General features: G+C 55.4%; 14 protein-coding genes and 3 tRNA genes. 12 read left to right on the top strand and 5 right to left on the bottom strand.

All coding sequences use genetic code 11. From position 1 onward, the window contains the following. Complete coding sequence (asd, locus tag ACKWMY_RS19540; protein WP_409486856.1) at window positions 1-894, bottom strand: archaetidylserine decarboxylase; 894 nt, start codon at window positions 892-894, stop codon at window positions 1-3. 64 nt (window positions 895-958) lie between these two features. After that, the gene (rsgA, locus tag ACKWMY_RS19535; RefSeq protein ID WP_024530196.1) at window positions 959-2,008 is read right to left on the bottom strand and encodes a small ribosomal subunit biogenesis GTPase RsgA; all 1,050 of its coding nucleotides are present in this window, start codon (window positions 2,006-2,008) and stop codon (window positions 959-961) included. Between the two features lie 163 nt (window positions 2,009-2,171). Here rsgA and orn point away from each other — a divergent pair, with 163 nt between their 5' ends. After that, complete coding sequence (orn, locus tag ACKWMY_RS19530) at window positions 2,172-2,717, top strand: oligoribonuclease (protein WP_024530195.1); 546 nt, start codon at window positions 2,172-2,174, stop codon at window positions 2,715-2,717. A gap of 64 nt (window positions 2,718-2,781) precedes the next feature. Here the strand turns inward: orn and ACKWMY_RS19525 are convergent, their stop codons facing one another. Continuing rightward, entirely contained in the window at window positions 2,782-4,308 is a 1,527-nt protein-coding gene (locus ACKWMY_RS19525) for a DHA2 family efflux MFS transporter permease subunit (protein ID WP_409486855.1), read from the bottom strand. Then, entirely contained in the window at window positions 4,305-5,471 is a 1,167-nt protein-coding gene (locus ACKWMY_RS19520; RefSeq protein WP_409486854.1) for an efflux RND transporter periplasmic adaptor subunit, read from the bottom strand. The genes ACKWMY_RS19525 and ACKWMY_RS19520 overlap by 4 nt, the downstream gene beginning before the upstream one ends. 103 nt (window positions 5,472-5,574) lie before the next feature. Between ACKWMY_RS19520 and ACKWMY_RS19515 the strand changes: the two genes are divergently transcribed. The 4 genes from ACKWMY_RS19515 (at window position 5,575) to ACKWMY_RS19500 (ending at window position 6,976) form a co-directional block, all read left to right on the top strand. Then, a complete protein-coding gene (locus tag ACKWMY_RS19515; RefSeq protein ID WP_074032079.1) occupies window positions 5,575-6,393 on the top strand; it encodes an AraC family transcriptional regulator in 819 nt (272 codons plus the stop codon). Between the two features lie 235 nt (window positions 6,394-6,628). Continuing rightward, window positions 6,629-6,704: transfer RNA gene (locus tag ACKWMY_RS19510), tRNA-Gly, on the top strand. Window positions 6,705-6,769: 65 nt separating this feature from the next. Then, window positions 6,770-6,845 (top strand) — tRNA-Gly (locus ACKWMY_RS19505). A gap of 55 nt (window positions 6,846-6,900) precedes the next feature. Further along, window positions 6,901-6,976 (top strand) — tRNA-Gly (locus tag ACKWMY_RS19500). Between the two features lie 288 nt (window positions 6,977-7,264). Here ACKWMY_RS19500 and queG read toward each other — a convergent pair. Beyond that, window positions 7,265-8,404, bottom strand: coding sequence for a tRNA epoxyqueuosine(34) reductase QueG (gene queG, locus ACKWMY_RS19495; protein WP_409486853.1), 1,140 nt, complete (start codon window positions 8,402-8,404; stop codon window positions 7,265-7,267). Here queG and nnr point away from each other — a divergent pair. From nnr to hflX, 7 genes are all read left to right on the top strand, one after another. Beyond that, the gene (gene nnr / locus ACKWMY_RS19490; RefSeq protein WP_211135323.1) at window positions 8,403-9,917 is read left to right on the top strand and encodes a bifunctional ADP-dependent NAD(P)H-hydrate dehydratase/NAD(P)H-hydrate epimerase; all 1,515 of its coding nucleotides are present in this window, start codon (window positions 8,403-8,405) and stop codon (window positions 9,915-9,917) included. The genes queG and nnr overlap by 2 nt on opposite strands. A gap of 10 nt (window positions 9,918-9,927) precedes the next feature. After that, on the top strand, window positions 9,928-10,398 hold the full coding sequence (gene tsaE / locus ACKWMY_RS19485; RefSeq protein ID WP_021178997.1) for a tRNA (adenosine(37)-N6)-threonylcarbamoyltransferase complex ATPase subunit type 1 TsaE: 471 nt from the start codon (window positions 9,928-9,930) through the stop codon (window positions 10,396-10,398). A 7-nt stretch (window positions 10,399-10,405) separates the two neighbouring features. Next, complete coding sequence (gene amiB / locus ACKWMY_RS19480) at window positions 10,406-12,136, top strand: N-acetylmuramoyl-L-alanine amidase AmiB (protein WP_211135371.1); 1,731 nt, start codon at window positions 10,406-10,408, stop codon at window positions 12,134-12,136. Between the two features lie 28 nt (window positions 12,137-12,164). After that, window positions 12,165-14,027: a DNA mismatch repair endonuclease MutL gene (gene mutL / locus ACKWMY_RS19475; protein WP_024530189.1), complete on the top strand. Its 1,863-nt coding sequence runs from the start codon at window positions 12,165-12,167 to the stop codon at window positions 14,025-14,027. Further along, window positions 14,020-14,961: a tRNA (adenosine(37)-N6)-dimethylallyltransferase MiaA gene (miaA, locus tag ACKWMY_RS19470; protein WP_199062803.1), complete on the top strand. Its 942-nt coding sequence runs from the start codon at window positions 14,020-14,022 to the stop codon at window positions 14,959-14,961. Before mutL ends, miaA begins: the two co-directional genes overlap by 8 nt. Window positions 14,962-15,074: 113 nt before the next feature. Next, window positions 15,075-15,386, top strand: coding sequence for an RNA chaperone Hfq (gene hfq, locus ACKWMY_RS19465; protein WP_021179001.1), 312 nt, complete (start codon window positions 15,075-15,077; stop codon window positions 15,384-15,386). A 98-nt stretch (window positions 15,387-15,484) separates the two neighbouring features. Next, on the top strand, window positions 15,485-16,765 hold the full coding sequence (gene hflX, locus ACKWMY_RS19460; RefSeq protein WP_024483336.1) for a ribosome rescue GTPase HflX: 1,281 nt from the start codon (window positions 15,485-15,487) through the stop codon (window positions 16,763-16,765). Window positions 16,766-16,810 lie beyond the last annotated feature (45 nt).

Below are 16,810 nucleotides of genomic sequence, written 5' to 3'. Positions count from 1 at the left end.
TTAATTCCCTTCGAAGGTGGCGTCTGGTGCAGCTGTGGCTTCAGCAAAAGCCTGGCCCATCCGGGTTACGGTGCCGTTGTTCAGGTGCGGAGCGAACTGCACGCTGCCAGGTGTGAACAGGTTGATGACCGTGGAACCGAGTTTGAAGCGGCCCATCTCTTCACCTTTAACCAGTTGGATCGCGCCTTCCATGCCTTCGGCTGGATAGGTCCAGCGGCGGATGATGCCTTCGCGGGGTGGCGTGACGGTACCGGCCCAGACGGTTTCGATGCTGCCCACAATAGTCGCCCCGACCAGGATCTGCACCATCGGCCCAAAGGCGGTATCGAATACGCAGATCACGCGCTCATTGCGCGCAAACAGATTCGGCACGTTGGCGGCGGTCAGCGGGTTAACCGAGAACAAATCGCCCGGCACGTAGATCATTTCGCGCAGTACGCCGTCACATGGCATATGGACACGGTGATAGTCGCTTGGCGCCAGATAGGTGGTGGCGAACAGGCCGTTACGGAAAGTCTCCGCTAACAGGTAGTTGCCAGCCAACAGGGCTTCCAGCGTGTAATTATGGCCTTTGGCCTGGAAAATTTGATCGTCGCGGATCGCCCCGAGCTGGCTGATGGCACCATCTGCTGGCAGTGTCAGCACGTGAGGCTCCGCTACGATCGGGCGTGCGCCATCACGTAATGGGCGAACGAAGAATTCATTGAACGTGGCATAGGAGGCTAAATCCGGGTTCTGTGCTTCCTGCATCTGTACGCGGTAATAGCGGGCAAACGCTTTTACCACCAGCTTCGTCAGCCAACCGGCTTTTTTATCTGCGCCCCAGCCCGCCAGGCGGGTTAACGCCAGCTTTGGCAGCCAATACTGTAATTTAATCTTGATGCTATCCAGCACATTAACCTCTTGAAAGGGGGTATAAGGGCGGGGATGGCGATTAGCGCCACCCCCGCACTGTGGATCAGTTATCTGCGTCCGAGAAGTTTTTGCGGGTTTTAACCTGCGCCATGCTTTCCAGGATGCGGTGATAGTTGTCGAAACGCTCTTTGGCTATGGCACCACTTTCCATCGCGGCGCGAATGGCGCAGCCCGGATCGGTATCGTGGCGGCAGTCGCGGAATTTACAACCGCCTAAATAGTCACGGAATTCGACATAGGCCTGGGTGACCTGCTCTGGCTCCAGATGCCACAGACCAAATTCACGCACGCCAGGGGAGTCGATAACATCACCGCCATGTTGGAAGTGATACAACCGCGCCGCCGTGGTGGTATGTTGCCCCAGGCCGGAGACGTCGGAAACCTGATTTACCAGAATTTGCTTTTCCGTCTGCGGCAGCAGAGCGTTCAACAGGCTGGATTTGCCCACGCCGGACTGCCCGGCAAAGATGCTGATACGGTCGACCAGTGCCTGTTCAAAGGCTTCCATCCCTTCGCGGGTCTGGCTGGATACTTCGAGAACGCGATAGCCAATATGGCGATAGATGTCCATCATTCCGTCGACCACCTTACGCGCTTCGGCGTCCAGCAGGTCGATCTTGTTGAGCACGATCAGCGGCTCGACTTGCAGCGTTTCGCAGGCGACCAGGTAGCGATCGATCATGTTGAGTGAAAGTTCGGGCAAAATGGCCGACACGATGACGATCTGATCGATATTGGCGGCGATGGGTTTAACGCCGTCGTAGAAATCAGGGCGGTTCAGCACCGAGGTGCGCTCATGCACCGCTTCTACGATGCCTTTGACCCCCGCATGAGTGCCTACGCCAGGGCGCCAGACCACGCGATCGCCGGTAACCAGCGAACGTAGGGTGCGGCGAATGTTGCAGCGATGCTGGACGCCGTCTGCGGCTTCCACGTCTGCATGCATGCCAAAGCGGCTGATGACGATCCCATCCTGCGGTTCGCCCAATTGGGAATCATCCAGCTCCGGCTTGTTGTCAGTACGCTTCAGGCGACGCTGATGGTTGGCCTGTACGCGGCGTTCTTGACCTTTGGACAGTTTGTTCTTACTCACTGAGCCTCACTTGAATCGGCATTTATCGCTCGGGGCGAGCAAAAAGGCTATGATACACGCTATTTTATATTAAATAACCGTTCTTGGCCGCCACGCACGCTGGCATTAGCCGCGGGCTTGCCCGTGGTTTGTTTATCTTTCGGCTTTATACGCAGGAAAAATCATGACAGGAAACGAAAACAACCTGATTTGGATCGATCTGGAGATGACCGGGTTGGACCCTGAACGCGATCGTATTATCGAGATCGCGACGTTGGTGACCGATGCCAATTTGAATATCCTTGCCGAAGGACCGGTGATCGCAGTGCATCAATCAGATGAGCAACTGGCGCTGATGGATGACTGGAATGTGCGCACGCATACCGGCAGTGGGCTGGTGGAGCGTGTGAAAGCCAGCCAGCATGACGATCGTGCCGCCGAACTGGCCACTATTGCTTTCCTGCAAGCGTGGGTGCCAGCAGGTAAATCACCAATCTGTGGCAACAGCGTTGGCCAGGATCGCCGTTTCCTGTTCCGCTATATGCCGCTGCTGGAAGCCTACTTCCACTATCGCTATCTGGATGTCAGCACTTTGAAAGAGCTGGCGCGCCGCTGGAAACCGGAGATCCTGCCAGGTTTCAAGAAGCAGGGCACCCATCAGGCGTTGGATGATATCCGCGAATCCGTTGCGGAACTGGCGTACTACCGCGAGCATTTTATTCAGCTGTAGTCGGCATCAATTTCATAAAAGGGGGCGGAGGATTAATCCACGCCCCCTTTTCTATTGCGTGGATCTAGGGTTTGGCTTTAGGGACGAAGGGCGGTTTGGCAAACCAGACCAGCACGATGGCTAGCAGAAACACGCCAGCCAGCGCATAAGAAATATCATTGAAGGCGATCTGTGCGGCCTGTTCGGAGACCAGGTTATTCAGCCGTTCATAGCCTGACTGCGCCTGGCCCAGCCCTAAAGTTGTGACCGCCTGACGAGTCTCTTGATCGTAAACGGTCAGGGATTCGCCTAATTGGGCGTGATGGGAAACCGCACGGCGATCCCACATCAAGGTCGTAATGGAGACCGCCAGGCTGGCCCCTAACGTACGCATAAAGGTGGCAAGCCCTGAGCCAGCCGCGATCTCGTTCGGTTTAAGGTCGGAGAGCAAGATGGCGTTGATCGGCATGATAAACAGTGCCAGCCCTAACCCCTGCAACAGTTGGATCAGCGCGATATGTTGGAAATCAATCTCAATGACAAAGCCTGAGCGCAGGTAAGAGGCTGTGGCCAGCAGTAAGAAAGCCCCGCACACCAGCCAGCGCATGTTGAAACGCGACGCATATTTGCCCATAAAGGGCATCAGCAGCAGCGGCAAAATCCCCATGGGGGCTACGGCCAACCCTGCCCAGATAGGGGGGTAGCCCAAGGTTCGCTGTAGCCAAAGTGGCATGATGACGTTAGTGGCGTAAAAAGCGGAATAGGCACCGATCAGTGCAAGCGTACCCACCCGGAAATTGCGATGACGGAATAGCTGCAGATTGACGATTGGCTGTGAGTCGGTCAGTTCCCAGATAACAAAAAACAGCAAGCTGACTACGGCGACGATAGCCAGCACGACGATCTGGGATGAATTGAACCAATCCTCTTCGTTGCCTTTATCCAGCAAGATCTGCAGTGCGCCCACCCCCAGGATCAACGCGACTAGCCCAACGCGATCCACCTTGGCACGCATGGTGCTCTCGGGGCGGCCATGCATTTGGCTGGCAACCAGAGTACAGGCAAAAATGCCGACCGGAATATTGATCAGGAAGGTCCAGCGCCATGAATAAAAATCGGTGATCCACCCACCGAGCAAGGGGCCCGCAACCGGAGCGACTACGGTGACCATGGCGATCATGGACAGGGCATAACCTCGTTTTTCTGGCGGGTAGATCGACAACATCAGCGCTTGGGTCGTCGGGATCAGTGGCCCCGCCACGGCCCCCTGAAACACGCGGCAGAGAATTAACATTTCCATATTGATGGCCATTCCGCACGCTAATGAGGCGGCAGTGAACAATCCCATTGACCAGAGAAATAGCCGCAACTGGCCAATGCGACGCACCAGAAAACCCGTGAGTGGCAAGGCAATCGCGTTGCTGGCGGCAAAACTGGTAATCACCCAGGCGCTTTGGCTACTGCTGGCTCCCAGATTACCGGCGATGGTCGGCAAGGAGACATTGGCGATAGTGCCATCAAGCACATACATAAAGACCGCCAAAGCCAGGCCAAAGGTGGTCCAGTTGACGCTGGGGGGACGGAAATCCTGGGTGGGGGGCGTGGAGCTCATAAATGCCCCCCATTAGCCTTAACGATCCGTTCGATCAAGGCGTCTGACTGACTCAGTTGATCGCGGTAGACATCGGTCGCCAACAAGGGCTCTGGCGATCGTTGGGCTAATAACGCACCGTTACGATCATGCAGATCCACATTGACCTGCATGGACAACCCAATGCGTAGCGGATGGCTAATGAGCTGCTCGGGCTGAGTTAGGGAGATCCGTACCGGTACACGCTGAACGATTTTGATCCAGTTCCCCGTGGCATTCTGTGCTGGCAGCAGCGCGAATGCGGCACCGGTGCCAATACCCAAATTCTGTACCTGGCCGTTATAGCGTATGGTTTTGCCATAGACATCGGCATAGATCTCTACCGGTTGTTCGATGCGAATATCACGCAGTTGAGCCTCAGTGAAATTAGCCTCGATCCAGACTTTATCCAGTGGCACGACGGCCATCAGCGCTTCGCCTGGCTGTACTCTCTGGCCCAACTGCACCTTACGTTTGGCGACATACCCCGTGACTGGGGCGACGATGGTGGTGCGTGAGCGATCGAGGAAAGCGATACGCAATGCCGCTATTGCTGCCAGCACTTCGGGGTGTGAAGTCAGGCTGGTGTTATCAACTAATGAGAGATTTTGCTGGTACTGTTGCTCGATAGCGTCGAGCGCGCTCTGTGCTTCCAGAAAGGCGTTGTTGGCATGGGCTAATTCCTCTTTAGATATGGCACCAGAAAGGGTAAGGGCACGGCGTCGTTGGTAATCGGCGCGAGCTTTGTCCCGCGTGGCTTGGCGGACAGCGATTTCGGCCTTGGCACCGCTGACCGCGCTATACAAACCACGTACTTTTCGCACCACATTAGCCAGATGGGCCTCGGCATTGTCCAGTGCCAGTTGGCTGTCACCAGGATCAAGCTTAATCAGCGTATCGCCAGCGAACACCAATTCGCCATCATCGACGTTGATGGAGACCACGGTGCCATGAAACTGTGGCGTGATCTGTACGACATCCCCCTGAACATAGGCGTTATCGGTGCTGGCATACCAGCGACCATACGCACCATACCATCCTCCCCAGAGGATAGCGGTAAGCAGACAGGCTGCCCCCAGTAAATACAGTAGCCAAGGGCGTTTATTGCTCGCAGGGGTGGGGGGAGTGGTCTTAACATCGTTCATTAGGGGGCCTCTGGTTGGTCAAAGAGCGGAGAAAGTATGAATAATGGACAACTGTCGAAAAGTTGGATAACGTTATTTATGCTAAAAATAATGAGAAACAATCATGACGGTAGCATTGCTTGCCAATCATCCATCCGACCTCAGTGAACGTGCCGATGGCCCTTCACTGATCGCTATGTGGGGTGAAGACGATCCGGGTCTTGAGTTTCGTCTGGGGACGCGTGAATACGATTGGCACCAGCATTTGCGGGGGCAGCTGTTCTGCGTGGAGAACGGCTTGTTGCATGTTCGCACCAGGCAAGGCTCCTGGCTGTTACCACCGAATCGTGCCGGCTGGATACCTTCACACGAGCCGCACAAAGTCAGCATCAGCGGCGTCATGAGCGGCTGGACGGTGCTGATTACGCCTGATGCGAGCAAAGACTTGCCCGATCAACCCTGTGTGATTGGCATCAGTGAGTTGATGAATGCGTTAGTACGCCGTGCGGTGTCTTGGTCGTTTGAAGAGACTTTGCAAGTTGAACAGGAGCGAATGATTGCTGTGCTGTTGGATGAAATCCGGCGTTCGCCTCATCAGCCGCTGCATTTGAGAATGCCTACCGACCGGCGCTTATTGCGGATCACCAATGCGATCCTTGCCGCGCCTGATGACACCAGGACCTTGCAAGCCTGGGCGGCTTGGGGAGGGCTTTCGCCTAGCACCCTGTCGCGTTTGTTTATGGCCGAGACGGGCAACAGCTTTGCACAATGGCGTCAACAGGCAAGGTTGTCCCACGCGTTGGAAATGCTGGCTAATGGTATGGCTGTGAGCAGTATTGCTGATGCTCTGGGGTATGCGACCCCCAGCAACTTTATCGCGATGTTCAGACGGTGTTTTGGCGATTCACCCGCCCATTATTTTTCCAAGCGTAAGTCGCTGTGATTCGATCTATTGGTCGTTCACACCGTGATGAGGGACCAAATCCTGACCTTGGTTGCCCGCAAAGCAGGTTTTTACCTATCCCGGCATGAAAATTCACCATTTCGGTGCTTAAAGCAGCAATCAGACAAAATTCGCGTTTTTTTGCTTTCAGGGGCTTGCGGCGAAAAGGATTTCTCGTATAATGCGCACCCCGTACCGATGAAGAATTTCGTTCCATTCACCATCGTTACGCCGGGCGGGAATAGCTCAGTTGGTAGAGCACGACCTTGCCAAGGTCGGGGTCGCGAGTTCGAGTCTCGTTTCCCGCTCCAAATTCAACAATGCTGCTTGATGTAGCATGATGAAGAAAAAGTAGTTAAAGTAGTACCCATGCGACGCGGGAATAGCTCAGTTGGTAGAGCACGACCTTGCCAAGGTCGGGGTCGCGAGTTCGAGTCTCGTTTCCCGCTCCAAAAATTTCAAAGGCCATGTTGTTCATTGTTGGCCGGATGCTTCAAGCATATCAATGCGGGAATAGCTCAGTTGGTAGAGCACGACCTTGCCAAGGTCGGGGTCGCGAGTTCGAGTCTCGTTTCCCGCTCCAATTTTATCTCCAGTTTACATTCAATCCTACGCCGCTTCCGGTGTGACTTTCGCTCGGTTATACATACTCAGAAAATATGTTGTGAACAGAGTTATCCACAGTTTCTGTACATAATACCTTCTGTGCAAAATTGCAACGTTGCACAAATGAAATTTATATCTCATTGATAATCATCAATATTTATTTCTTATAAAACGTTATCTCGATCACTTGCTCTTTTTGTGACGCTTGAAAGACAACGCATTTTTATTTTTATGCACAAATCCACAGGGAGAGTCTGAGGGTTTTCTAAGCATCCCTCGGTAATCCTTTCTCGACCGCCCGAATTAAACGTTTTTTCTGCGTAGTCTGCACCTCAACCGCCAGGGCTTCACGGCGTGCAAGCTGTTGAGCCAGTGCCCAATTGATGTGCTCGTCCAGCATCGGATCCTGACCTTGCCGAGTCTGCAAGCTGATAACGATCTGATCCAGATAAGGGGCGTTGCCGAGTGCTACCGCGATATTGCGTAACCAGCGCAAATGGCCGATACGTCGGATGGCAGAGCCTTCGGTGATACGGAGAAACTTCTCCTCATTCCAGCCAAACAGCTCGATCAGTTGCGGAGCATGCAGCGCAGTGCGGGGGCTGAAATCGTCTTCATCCGTCAACTGCGAGAAGCGGTTCCAAGGGCAAATGAGCTGGCAATCGTCGCAGCCGTAGATTCTATTGCCCATCAGAGGGCGGAATTCTTCTGGAATAGCGCCTTCCAGCTCGATGGTCAGGTAGGAGATGCAGCGCCGGGCATCGACGGTGTAAGGGGCAACTATCGCACCGGTGGGGCAAGTGGTGATGCAGGCGACACAGCGGCCACACTGCTCTTCCTGCGGCTTATCCACCGGCAGGGGCAAATCGATTAACAACTCGCCCAGGAAAAACCAGGAACCAGCGTCGCGGTTGAGGATCAGTGAGTGTTTACCAACCCAGCCGATGCCGGCTTTTGAGGCCAAGGCTCGCTCCATGATGGGGGCCGAATCCACAAAGGGCCGGAAATTCAGTTCACCGCAATAAGCCTGGATTTGATCGCCGAGTTTTTTTAGCCGTTGGCGAAGCAGCTTGTGATAATCACGCCCCAGCGCATAACGGCTAACGTAGCCCAACTGCGGGTTTTTTAACGTACTGGCGAACGCGGCTTTCGCGGGCAGATAGTTCATGCGCACGCTGATCACCCGCAGCGTGCCGGGTAATAATTCATGTGGCCGTGCACGCATCATGCCGTGGCGTGCCATCCACTCCATCTCGCCGTGGTATTGCTTATCCAGCCACGCCTGCAATCTGGGTTCTTCCGCGCTGAGATCGGTATCGCAGATCCCCACTTGCTGGAATCCTAGCGATTGCCCCCATTGCTTGATATGTTGGGCGAGTTGATCGAGATCGAGGGGGTGTGTCATGACGGGCCATAGTGAGAAACAATACTGTTCCAGTTTACCACACTCTGTTTGGTCTGCAGACTGGATCCGCCAGGCAGAACCTGCTGCTGCCGCAACGCTTGGCCTCTCTTTGTATTCGTTAATGCAGCGTGCCGGTGCGGCGGCTTATGAGCTGGCGTGCGACCGCTATCCGGCCAGCAGGCATTGGCTGGTGCTGTGTGGGCATGGCAATAACGGTGGCGATGGTTATGTGGTTGCTCGTCTGGCCCGTGCTGCGGGCATCAAGGTGACGCTCATTGCCTGCGAAGGCGTTCGTCCATTGCCACCAGAGGCCGCCACTGCCCGGCAAGCCTGGCTGGAAAGCGGCGGAGAAGTCCTGCCCGCGACCAGCCGTTGGCCAGAGGATGTTGATCTCATCATTGATGGATTGTTAGGCACCGGGTTGGGGGCGGCCCCCAGAGCGCCCTATGATGCGCTGATCGAGGCGGCCAACCGAGCCGATGCGCCAGTGGTGGCTTTGGATATCCCTTCAGGCCTGCTGGCTGAAAGCGGAGCCGTGCCGGGAGTCTCGATCCGTGCGGCCCATACGCTGACTTTTATTGCACTCAAACCAGGGTTGCTGACCGGGCAGGCGCGTGATTGGGTGGGGCAACTGCATTACAGTACGCTAGGACTGGTGGATTGGTTGGCAACACAGTCTCCACAGATCGAGCGTATTACGGCTGGCGATTTGGCCAGGTGGCTGAAGCCTCGCCGTCCTTGTTCTCATAAAGGGGATCATGGTCGTTTACTGTTGGTCGGTGGCGATCACGGTTTTGGCGGAGCTATCCGCATGGCTGCGGAAGCCGCACTGCGTGCCGGGGCTGGACTGGTGCGAGTGCTTACTCACAGTGAGAACATTGGGCCGCTGCTGACCGCCCGGCCTGAGTTGATGGTGCAGCGCCTGAGTGACGATATTCTGCAACAGGCGCTGGATTGGGCTGATGTGGTCGTGATTGGCCCGGGGCTTGGCCAGGGCGATTGGGGCCGCAATGCGTTGCAACAGCTGCAAGCCAGTGATAAACCAACATTATGGGACGCTGATGCGCTTAACTTACTGGCATTACACCCCGAGAAGCGTCAGAATCGTATTATTACCCCGCATCCTGGTGAAGCCGCGCGATTATTGAGCTGCCGCACCGCTGATATTGAGAGTGATCGCTTACTTGCAACCCGCAGGTTGGTCGCGCAATACGGCGGCGTTGTGGTGCTGAAAGGCGCAGGGACCTTGATCGCTGATGAGCATGGACAGATGGCGATCGCCGACGTTGGCAATGCTGGCATGGCATCCGGTGGCATGGGAGATGTGCTGTCGGGTATCATTGGCGGTTTGTTGGCGCAAAAGCTGCCGCTATATGATGCTGCCTGCGCGGGCTGCGTAGTGCACGGCGCAGCGGCGGATCATGTTGCGGCAAAACAAGGAACAAGGGGATTACTGGCCACCGATCTGCTGGCGGTGATCCCTCATTACGTTAACCCTGAGTTGGCAAAATAGACATTATCGAATGAAAGAACTCGTTTTACCGCTGCCGGATGAGGCAGCCACAGTCGCACTGGGGGCCGTCCTGGCCCAGGCGTGCGATCGTGCCAGCGTGATTTATCTTTATGGGGATTTGGGTGCCGGTAAAACCACCTTCAGCCGCGGCTTTTTGCAGGCGTTAGGCCATCAGGGCAATGTGAAAAGCCCAACCTATACGCTGGTGGAACCTTATGCGCTGCAACCGCTGGCGGTCTATCACTTTGATCTTTATCGCCTGGCTGATCCGGAAGAACTCGAATTTATGGGTATCCGCGACTATTTTGCCCAGGACTCGATTTGCCTGGTGGAGTGGCCGCAGCAGGGTACCGGCGTGCTGCCCGATCCCGATCTGGAACTGCATCTCAGTTACCAAGACGAAGGGCGTCAGGCGAAGCTCCAGGCGGTTTCCGCCTATGGCGAACAATTATTGGAAAGTATTCAGAGGCAACAAGGATGACGCAGCAATGATGTATGGGTTAAGAAGATTTGCTGTGATTGCCTTGCTCGCGTTGCTGGGGCCGTTTGGTGCCTGGGCGGCATCGTCCCTCTCCGACGTCAAAGTGACCAATGCTCAGCGTGAAGCCACGGTGTCAGTGAGCTTTACTGGCCCTCCCTCGTATAGCTTCTCAACCATACATGGTCCAGAACGGGTGGTCCTGGACGTGAATCAAACGGGCAAAGTGGGCGGCCTGCCGTTGAACTTCAGCGGCCAAAACCTGGTAAAAAGCATTCGTTCCAGTAAGCCGAAAGATGCACAAAGCGTACGCTTGGTGTTTGATTTAACCCAACGTGCCAAAACCCGTGTGGCGACGCGTCAAGAGGGCAACAGTTACATCGTCGTCTTCACCATCACCTCAGAAGCCAAAACGACGACAAACACTGTCCGTAAGGCACCGGTGCCTGTGCCGGTGGTGACTGAGCCAGTGCGTAAAGCACCGGTTACGTCGAGTAACGCCAATCCATTTACTCCGAAGTCGGCTGCGGTATCAGGCACGGCAACCAGCATTACCCCACGTAGCAGCCGAGTGTCGGCCGGTTCTGGCGATCGGGTGGTGGTGGCGATCGACGCAGGCCACGGTGGGCAAGATCCTGGCGCTATCGGGCCAAACGGTCTGAAAGAGAAAAACGTCACTATTGCCATCGCGCATCGCCTACGTGCGTTGTTGGATGCCGATCCGATGTTTAAAGCGGTGATGACGCGTAACGGGGATTACTTTATTTCGGTGATGGGCCGTTCAGACGTGGCGCGCAAGCAGGGGGCCAACGTGTTGGTGTCTATCCACGCGGATGCCGCGCCGAATCGCAGCGCCAAAGGGGCTTCGGTTTGGGTATTGTCCAATCGCCGGGCTAACAGCGAGATGGCCGGTTGGTTGGAACAGCATGAGAAACAGTCCGAACTGCTGGGTGGCGCGGGCGATCTGTTGGCCAACAGCCAGGCCGACCCTTATCTGAGCCAGGCGGTGCTGGATCTGCAGTTCGGTCATTCGCAGCGCGTCGGTTATGACGTGGCCGTTAAGGTCTTGCAACAGTTACAGGTCGTAGGTTCATTGCACAAACGCCGTCCGGAACACGCCAGCCTGGGAGTGCTGCGTTCACCGGATATTCCATCGCTGCTGGTGGAAACCGGGTTTATCAGTAATAGCACGGAGGAGCGACTGCTGGGCAGTAGCGCATATCAGGATAAAATTGCACGGGCGATCCACAACGGCCTGCGCAGTTATTTCCTGGCGCATCCGCTACAAGCCGACCCAAAGGTGGAAAACCGCCCGCTGGACGTCGCAGCGGCGGTTAACTCCACAACAGACGATCTCAGACAGCCTGAGCCGGTGACCAGCCCGGCCAGAAGTAGCGCCAGCGTAGGAAAAACGCAGATCCATGTGGTGAAGCGGGCGGAAACGCTTTCCGGCATTGCCGATAGCTATGGCACCAGCATGGCGGCGCTACGTGAGCTGAACAAGCTGAAAAAAGACGGCGTCTGGGTTGGTCAGCGTCTGAAGGTCCCCGCTGGGAAAACGGCGGCAGTACCGGTTCAGGCCAAGGCAAAAAGCACCAAACCGAGCAAACATAAGGTGACTCGCGGTGATACGCTGTCATCCATCGCCGCGCGATATGGCGTCAGCGTCAGCGAGCTTAAACGGGTTAACAAATTAAAGTCGGATGTTGCGCCGCTGGATCGGACGCTGATCATTCCGTAGGCTTGATGCCAACAACAGAGGGAGCCCCATGTCTATCCAGGTGTTACCGCCACAGCTAGCCAACCAGATTGCCGCCGGAGAAGTGGTCGAACGGCCTGCGTCGGTGGTCAAAGAGCTGGTAGAAAATAGCCTGGATGCTGGGGCAACGCGGATTGATATTGATATCGAACGCGGCGGGGCCAAACTGATCCGCATCCGTGATAACGGCTGCGGCATTGCCAAAGCCGACCTGGCCTTGGCCCTGGCGCGCCATGCCACCAGTAAGATCAGTACGCTTGACGATCTGGAGGCCATAGTCAGCCTGGGCTTTCGCGGCGAAGCGTTGGCCAGTATCAGCTCGGTGTCCCGTCTGATGTTGACCTCACGCACGGCGGAACAGAGCGAAGCCTGGCAAGCCTACGCGGAAGGGCGCGATCAGGCGGTCACCGTCAAACCGGCAGCTCATCCGGTGGGCAGCACGCTCGAAGTGCTCGATCTGTTTTACAACACCCCCGCACGGCGCAAGTTCATGCGCACCGAAAAAACCGAATTTGGCCATATCGACGAAGTGGTGCGGCGCATTGCGCTGGCGCGTTTCGATGTGGCGATCAACCTCAGCCATAACGGCAAGCTGATGCGTCAGTATCGCGCGGCAAAAGAAGAAAGCCAGCATGAGCGGCGTCTGGCCAGCATTTGTGGCCCCGCCTTCTTGCAGCATGCGTTGGCGATTTCCTGGCAGCATGGCGATCTCAGCATCCGCGGCTGGGTGGCGGATCCGCAAGGGGCGCGCCAGCTTGGCGAAATGCAGTATTGCTACGTCAACAGCCGGATGATGCGCGATCGGCTGATTAATCATGCCATTCGTCAGGCGTATCAGGATCAGTTGAAAGACGATCAGTTGCCTGCCTATGTGCTGTATCTGGAAGTGGATCCGCATCAGGTGGATGTCAACGTCCATCCGGCCAAGCATGAGGTGCGTTTTCATCAGGCTCGGCTGGTACATGACTTTATCTACCAGGCGGTTACTACGGTGTTGCAGCAGGCGGGTAATGTCGCGTTGCCATTGGCTGAAGAGTCCTCAGAGCAGGAGGCTCCCGTTTGGCAGCCGGAGAACCGCGTTGCCGCCGGTGGCAACCACTTCTCCCAGCCTGCGCCACAGCGTGAACGTCAGCCTGCTGAACCCTCCGCTGCCCGTGAGCGTGCCCCGCAGCCAGCCTATCAGGCCGGTGCGGGTTACCAAAAGCGTGAAGGCGAGCTGTATGGCAAGCTGTTGCAGGCTACGCCGCCAGCAGAAACGGTAAAACAGCCGCTGTTCCCGCCGGTTAACGCCGTGCAGGAAACACCGCTCGCCGGTAGTCAGCACAGTTTTGGCCGCGTTCTGATGATTTGCCCGCCGAGCTATGCGCTGGTGGAACAGCGTCAGCAGTTGGCGTTACTGAACCTGACCATGGCCGAACGTTGGCTGCGTCAGGCTCAGCTTTGCCCGCCTGAAGAGGGATTACGGCCACAGCCGCTGCTGATCCCGATTAAGCTGACGTTGAATAAAAATGAAGCGGCCGCCTGCGTGCAACATCAGGCGCTGCTGGTCAAAATGGGGTTGGAGCTGCAATCCGATCACGGTCGTGTGACTTTGCGCGCAGTACCTTTACCATTACGCCAACAAAATTTACAAAAGTTGATACCCGAGCTGTTAGGCTATCTGGCCGAACATCAGGAGATGTCGCCAACGGTGCTATCCATCTGGATCGCCAGCCAATTAGGCAGCGAACATGAAGTGTGGAACAGCTCGCAAGCGATACAATTGTTGACAGAAGTTGAACGACTTTGCCCGCAACTGGTCAAATCCCCTCCTGCCGCTCTTTTACAACCCGTTGATTTGCAGGCTGCATTGGCAGCGCTTAAGCATGACTGAAATTGAAATGACCCCTCGTCCCCCAGCCATTTTTATCATGGGGCCAACGGCCTCAGGCAAAACCGCCTTGGCGATGGCGCTGCGTGAGCGCTTGCCCGTCGAACTGATCAGTGTCGATTCCGCCCTGATTTATCGCGGTATGGATATCGGCACCGCCAAACCCTCGGCGGAAGAGTTGGCCCTGGCGCCACACCGGTTGATCGATATCCGCGATCCTGCGCAAGCGTACTCGGCAGCCGATTTTCGTGCCGATGCGCTGCGCGAAATGGCTGATATTACTGCCGCTGGGCGTATTCCGCTGTTGGTGGGGGGCACAATGCTTTACTTTAAGGCGTTACTCGAAGGTTTATCGCCGTTACCTTCTGCCGATCCCGCCGTGCGCGAGCAGATTGAGCAGCAGGCAGCGGAACACGGTTGGGAGGCTTTGCACCGCCAATTGCAGGCGATAGACCCGGTTTCCGCGTTACGTATTCATCCGAATGATCCACAGAGACTCTCCAGAGCACTGGAAGTTTTTTTGATTTCGGGTAAAACTTTAACTGAACTGACTAAAATTTCGGGTGAATCGTTGCCGTATCATGTTCACCAATTTGCGATCGCGCCAGTCAGCCGGGAGTTGTTGCATCAACGTATCGAGCTGCGGTTCAATCAGATGTTGGCGGCGGGTTTTGAGGCGGAAGCGCGTGCACTTTTTGCACGGGGTGATTTGCATACGGATTTGCCTTCCATTCGCTGTGTCGGTTATCGCCAGATGTGGTCATATTTTTCTGGCGAGATTAGTTACGATGAGATGGTTTTTCGAGGTATTTGCGCAACACGTCAGTTGGCCAAACGCCAGATGACCTGGTTACGGGGTTGGGAGTCGGTTCGGTGGTTGGACAGTGAAAAGCCGGGAGAGGCTTTAGACTCGGTAACACAGGTTGTTAGTGCATAGGTTGAGTGATTGTGTACAATTGATGAGTATTCAGCGCGCAAATTTTTTAGGTCGTTTATTTTGAGCCGACAGGTTCTTGGTTAAAAACAACAAACAAATAAGGAAAAGATAGAATGGCTAAGGGGCAATCTTTGCAAGATCCGTTCCTGAACGCATTGCGTCGTGAACGTGTTCCGGTTTCTATTTATTTGGTGAATGGTATTAAGCTGCAAGGCCAGATTGAGTCTTTTGACCAGTTTGTCATCCTGTTGAAGAACACGGTGAGCCAGATGGTTTATAAGCACGCTATCTCTACCGTTGTTCCATCGCGCCCGGTATCGCACCACAGCAACACCCCGAGCAGCGGCGGCACCAGCAATTATCACCATGGTAACAACCCGTCTGCGCCGCAACAGCCGCAGCAGGAAAGCGATGACGCTGAATAAAGCGCGTTGCGAGTCAACCATGACGGGGTGCATAAGCAGCGCAGTGCTGTTTATGTCCCCCAAACTCGCGGTTTTGTTCCGTTTGAGAGGTTGCACGCTTGTTTGACCGTTATGAAGCCGGTGAGCAGGCCGTCCTGGTTCATATCTATTTCTCGCAAGACAAAGATACAGAAGATCTCAGTGAGTTCGAATCGCTGGTATCCTCTGCGGGCGTTGAGGCTTTGCAAGTGGTTACTGGTAGCCGCAAAGCACCTCACCCAAAATACTTTGTCGGTGAAGGAAAGGCCGAAGAAATTGCAGATGCGGTGAAAGCCAGCGGCGCGTCTGTTGTCCTGTTTGATCACGCCCTTTCCGCAGCGCAGGAGAGAAATCTCGAACGCCTGTGTGAATGTCGGGTGATCGATCGCACCGGGTTGATTCTCGACATCTTTGCCCAGCGTGCCCGTACCCATGAAGGTAAGCTGCAGGTAGAGTTGGCGCAATTGCGTCATATTGCCACTCGTCTGGTTCGTGGTTGGACTCACCTTGAACGTCAGAAAGGGGGGATTGGCCTGCGCGGGCCGGGGGAGACCCAGTTAGAGACTGACCGTCGCCTGCTACGCGATCGTATCAGCCTGATCCTGCGTCGCCTTGAGCGGGTAGAGAAGCAGCGCGATCAAGGGCGACGAGCACGTACCCGTGCCGATGTGCCAACCGTATCGCTGGTGGGTTATACCAACGCCGGCAAATCAACCCTGTTTAACCGAATTACGTCTGCCGGAGTGTATGTGGCGGACCAGCTATTTGCCACCCTGGATCCTACCCTGCGGCGCATTGACGTGGCGGACGTAGGCGATACCGTGTTGGCGGATACCGTAGGTTTTATCCGGCACTTGCCGCACGATCTTGTTGCCGCGTTCAAAGCGACACTGCAAGAGACGCGCCAGGCCTCTCTGTTGTTACATGTGATCGACGCTGCGGATACCCGGGTGGATGAAAACATTGAAGCGGTGAACTCCGTGTTGGCAGAGATTGAGTCGGATGAGATCCCTACACTGTTAGTGATGAACAAAATAGATATGCTGGATGACTTTGTCCCGCGTATCGATCGCAACGAGGAAAATTTACCGATCCGAGTGTGGCTGTCCGCCGCCAGCGGTGAAGGTATCCCGTTGCTATTTCAGGCGTTGACGGAGCGCTTATCGGGGGAAATCGCGCATTATGAGCTGCGCTTACCGCCACAGGCTGGCCGTCTTCGTAGCCGTTTCTACCAGCTTCAGGCGATCGAAAAAGAGTGGAATGAAGAGGACGGCAGTATCGGCGTGGTGGTGCGTATGCCGATCGTGGAGTGGCGTCGCCTCTGCAAGCAGGAACAGGAACTGATTAACTTTATCGTATGATCATATCCTGTTACATTTGTGTGCCCTCTCAATAGAAGAGTGGGC

Origin of the sequence: Serratia sp. J2 (genome assembly GCF_046269175.1) — a bacterium.
Lineage (GTDB): Bacteria > Pseudomonadota > Gammaproteobacteria > Enterobacterales > Enterobacteriaceae > Chania > Chania fonticola_C.
Note: the sequence above shows the minus strand (reverse complement) of the source record. Positions and strands in the feature narration are given on the sequence as shown.

Bases quoted from the DNA above. Each gene is read 5' to 3' on its own strand.
- orn (WP_024530195.1), top strand. From the start codon at position 2,172: ATGACAGGAAACGAAAACAACCTGATTTGGATCGATCTGGAGATGACC.
- ACKWMY_RS19525 (WP_409486855.1), bottom strand. From the start codon at position 4,308: ATGAGCTCCACGCCCCCCACCCAGGATTTCCGTCCCCCCAGCGTCAAC.
- ACKWMY_RS19520 (WP_409486854.1), bottom strand. From the start codon at position 5,471: ATGAACGATGTTAAGACCACTCCCCCCACCCCTGCGAGCAATAAACGC.
- ACKWMY_RS19515 (WP_074032079.1), top strand. From the start codon at position 5,575: ATGACGGTAGCATTGCTTGCCAATCATCCATCCGACCTCAGTGAACGT.
- nnr (WP_211135323.1), top strand. From the start codon at position 8,403: ATGACGGGCCATAGTGAGAAACAATACTGTTCCAGTTTACCACACTCT.
- queG (WP_409486853.1), bottom strand. From the start codon at position 8,404: ATGACACACCCCCTCGATCTCGATCAACTCGCCCAACATATCAAGCAA.
- tsaE (WP_021178997.1), top strand. From the start codon at position 9,928: ATGAAAGAACTCGTTTTACCGCTGCCGGATGAGGCAGCCACAGTCGCA.
- amiB (WP_211135371.1), top strand. From the start codon at position 10,406: ATGATGTATGGGTTAAGAAGATTTGCTGTGATTGCCTTGCTCGCGTTG.
- mutL (WP_024530189.1), top strand. From the start codon at position 12,165: ATGTCTATCCAGGTGTTACCGCCACAGCTAGCCAACCAGATTGCCGCC.
- miaA (WP_199062803.1), top strand. From the start codon at position 14,020: ATGACTGAAATTGAAATGACCCCTCGTCCCCCAGCCATTTTTATCATG.
- hfq (WP_021179001.1), top strand. From the start codon at position 15,075: ATGGCTAAGGGGCAATCTTTGCAAGATCCGTTCCTGAACGCATTGCGT.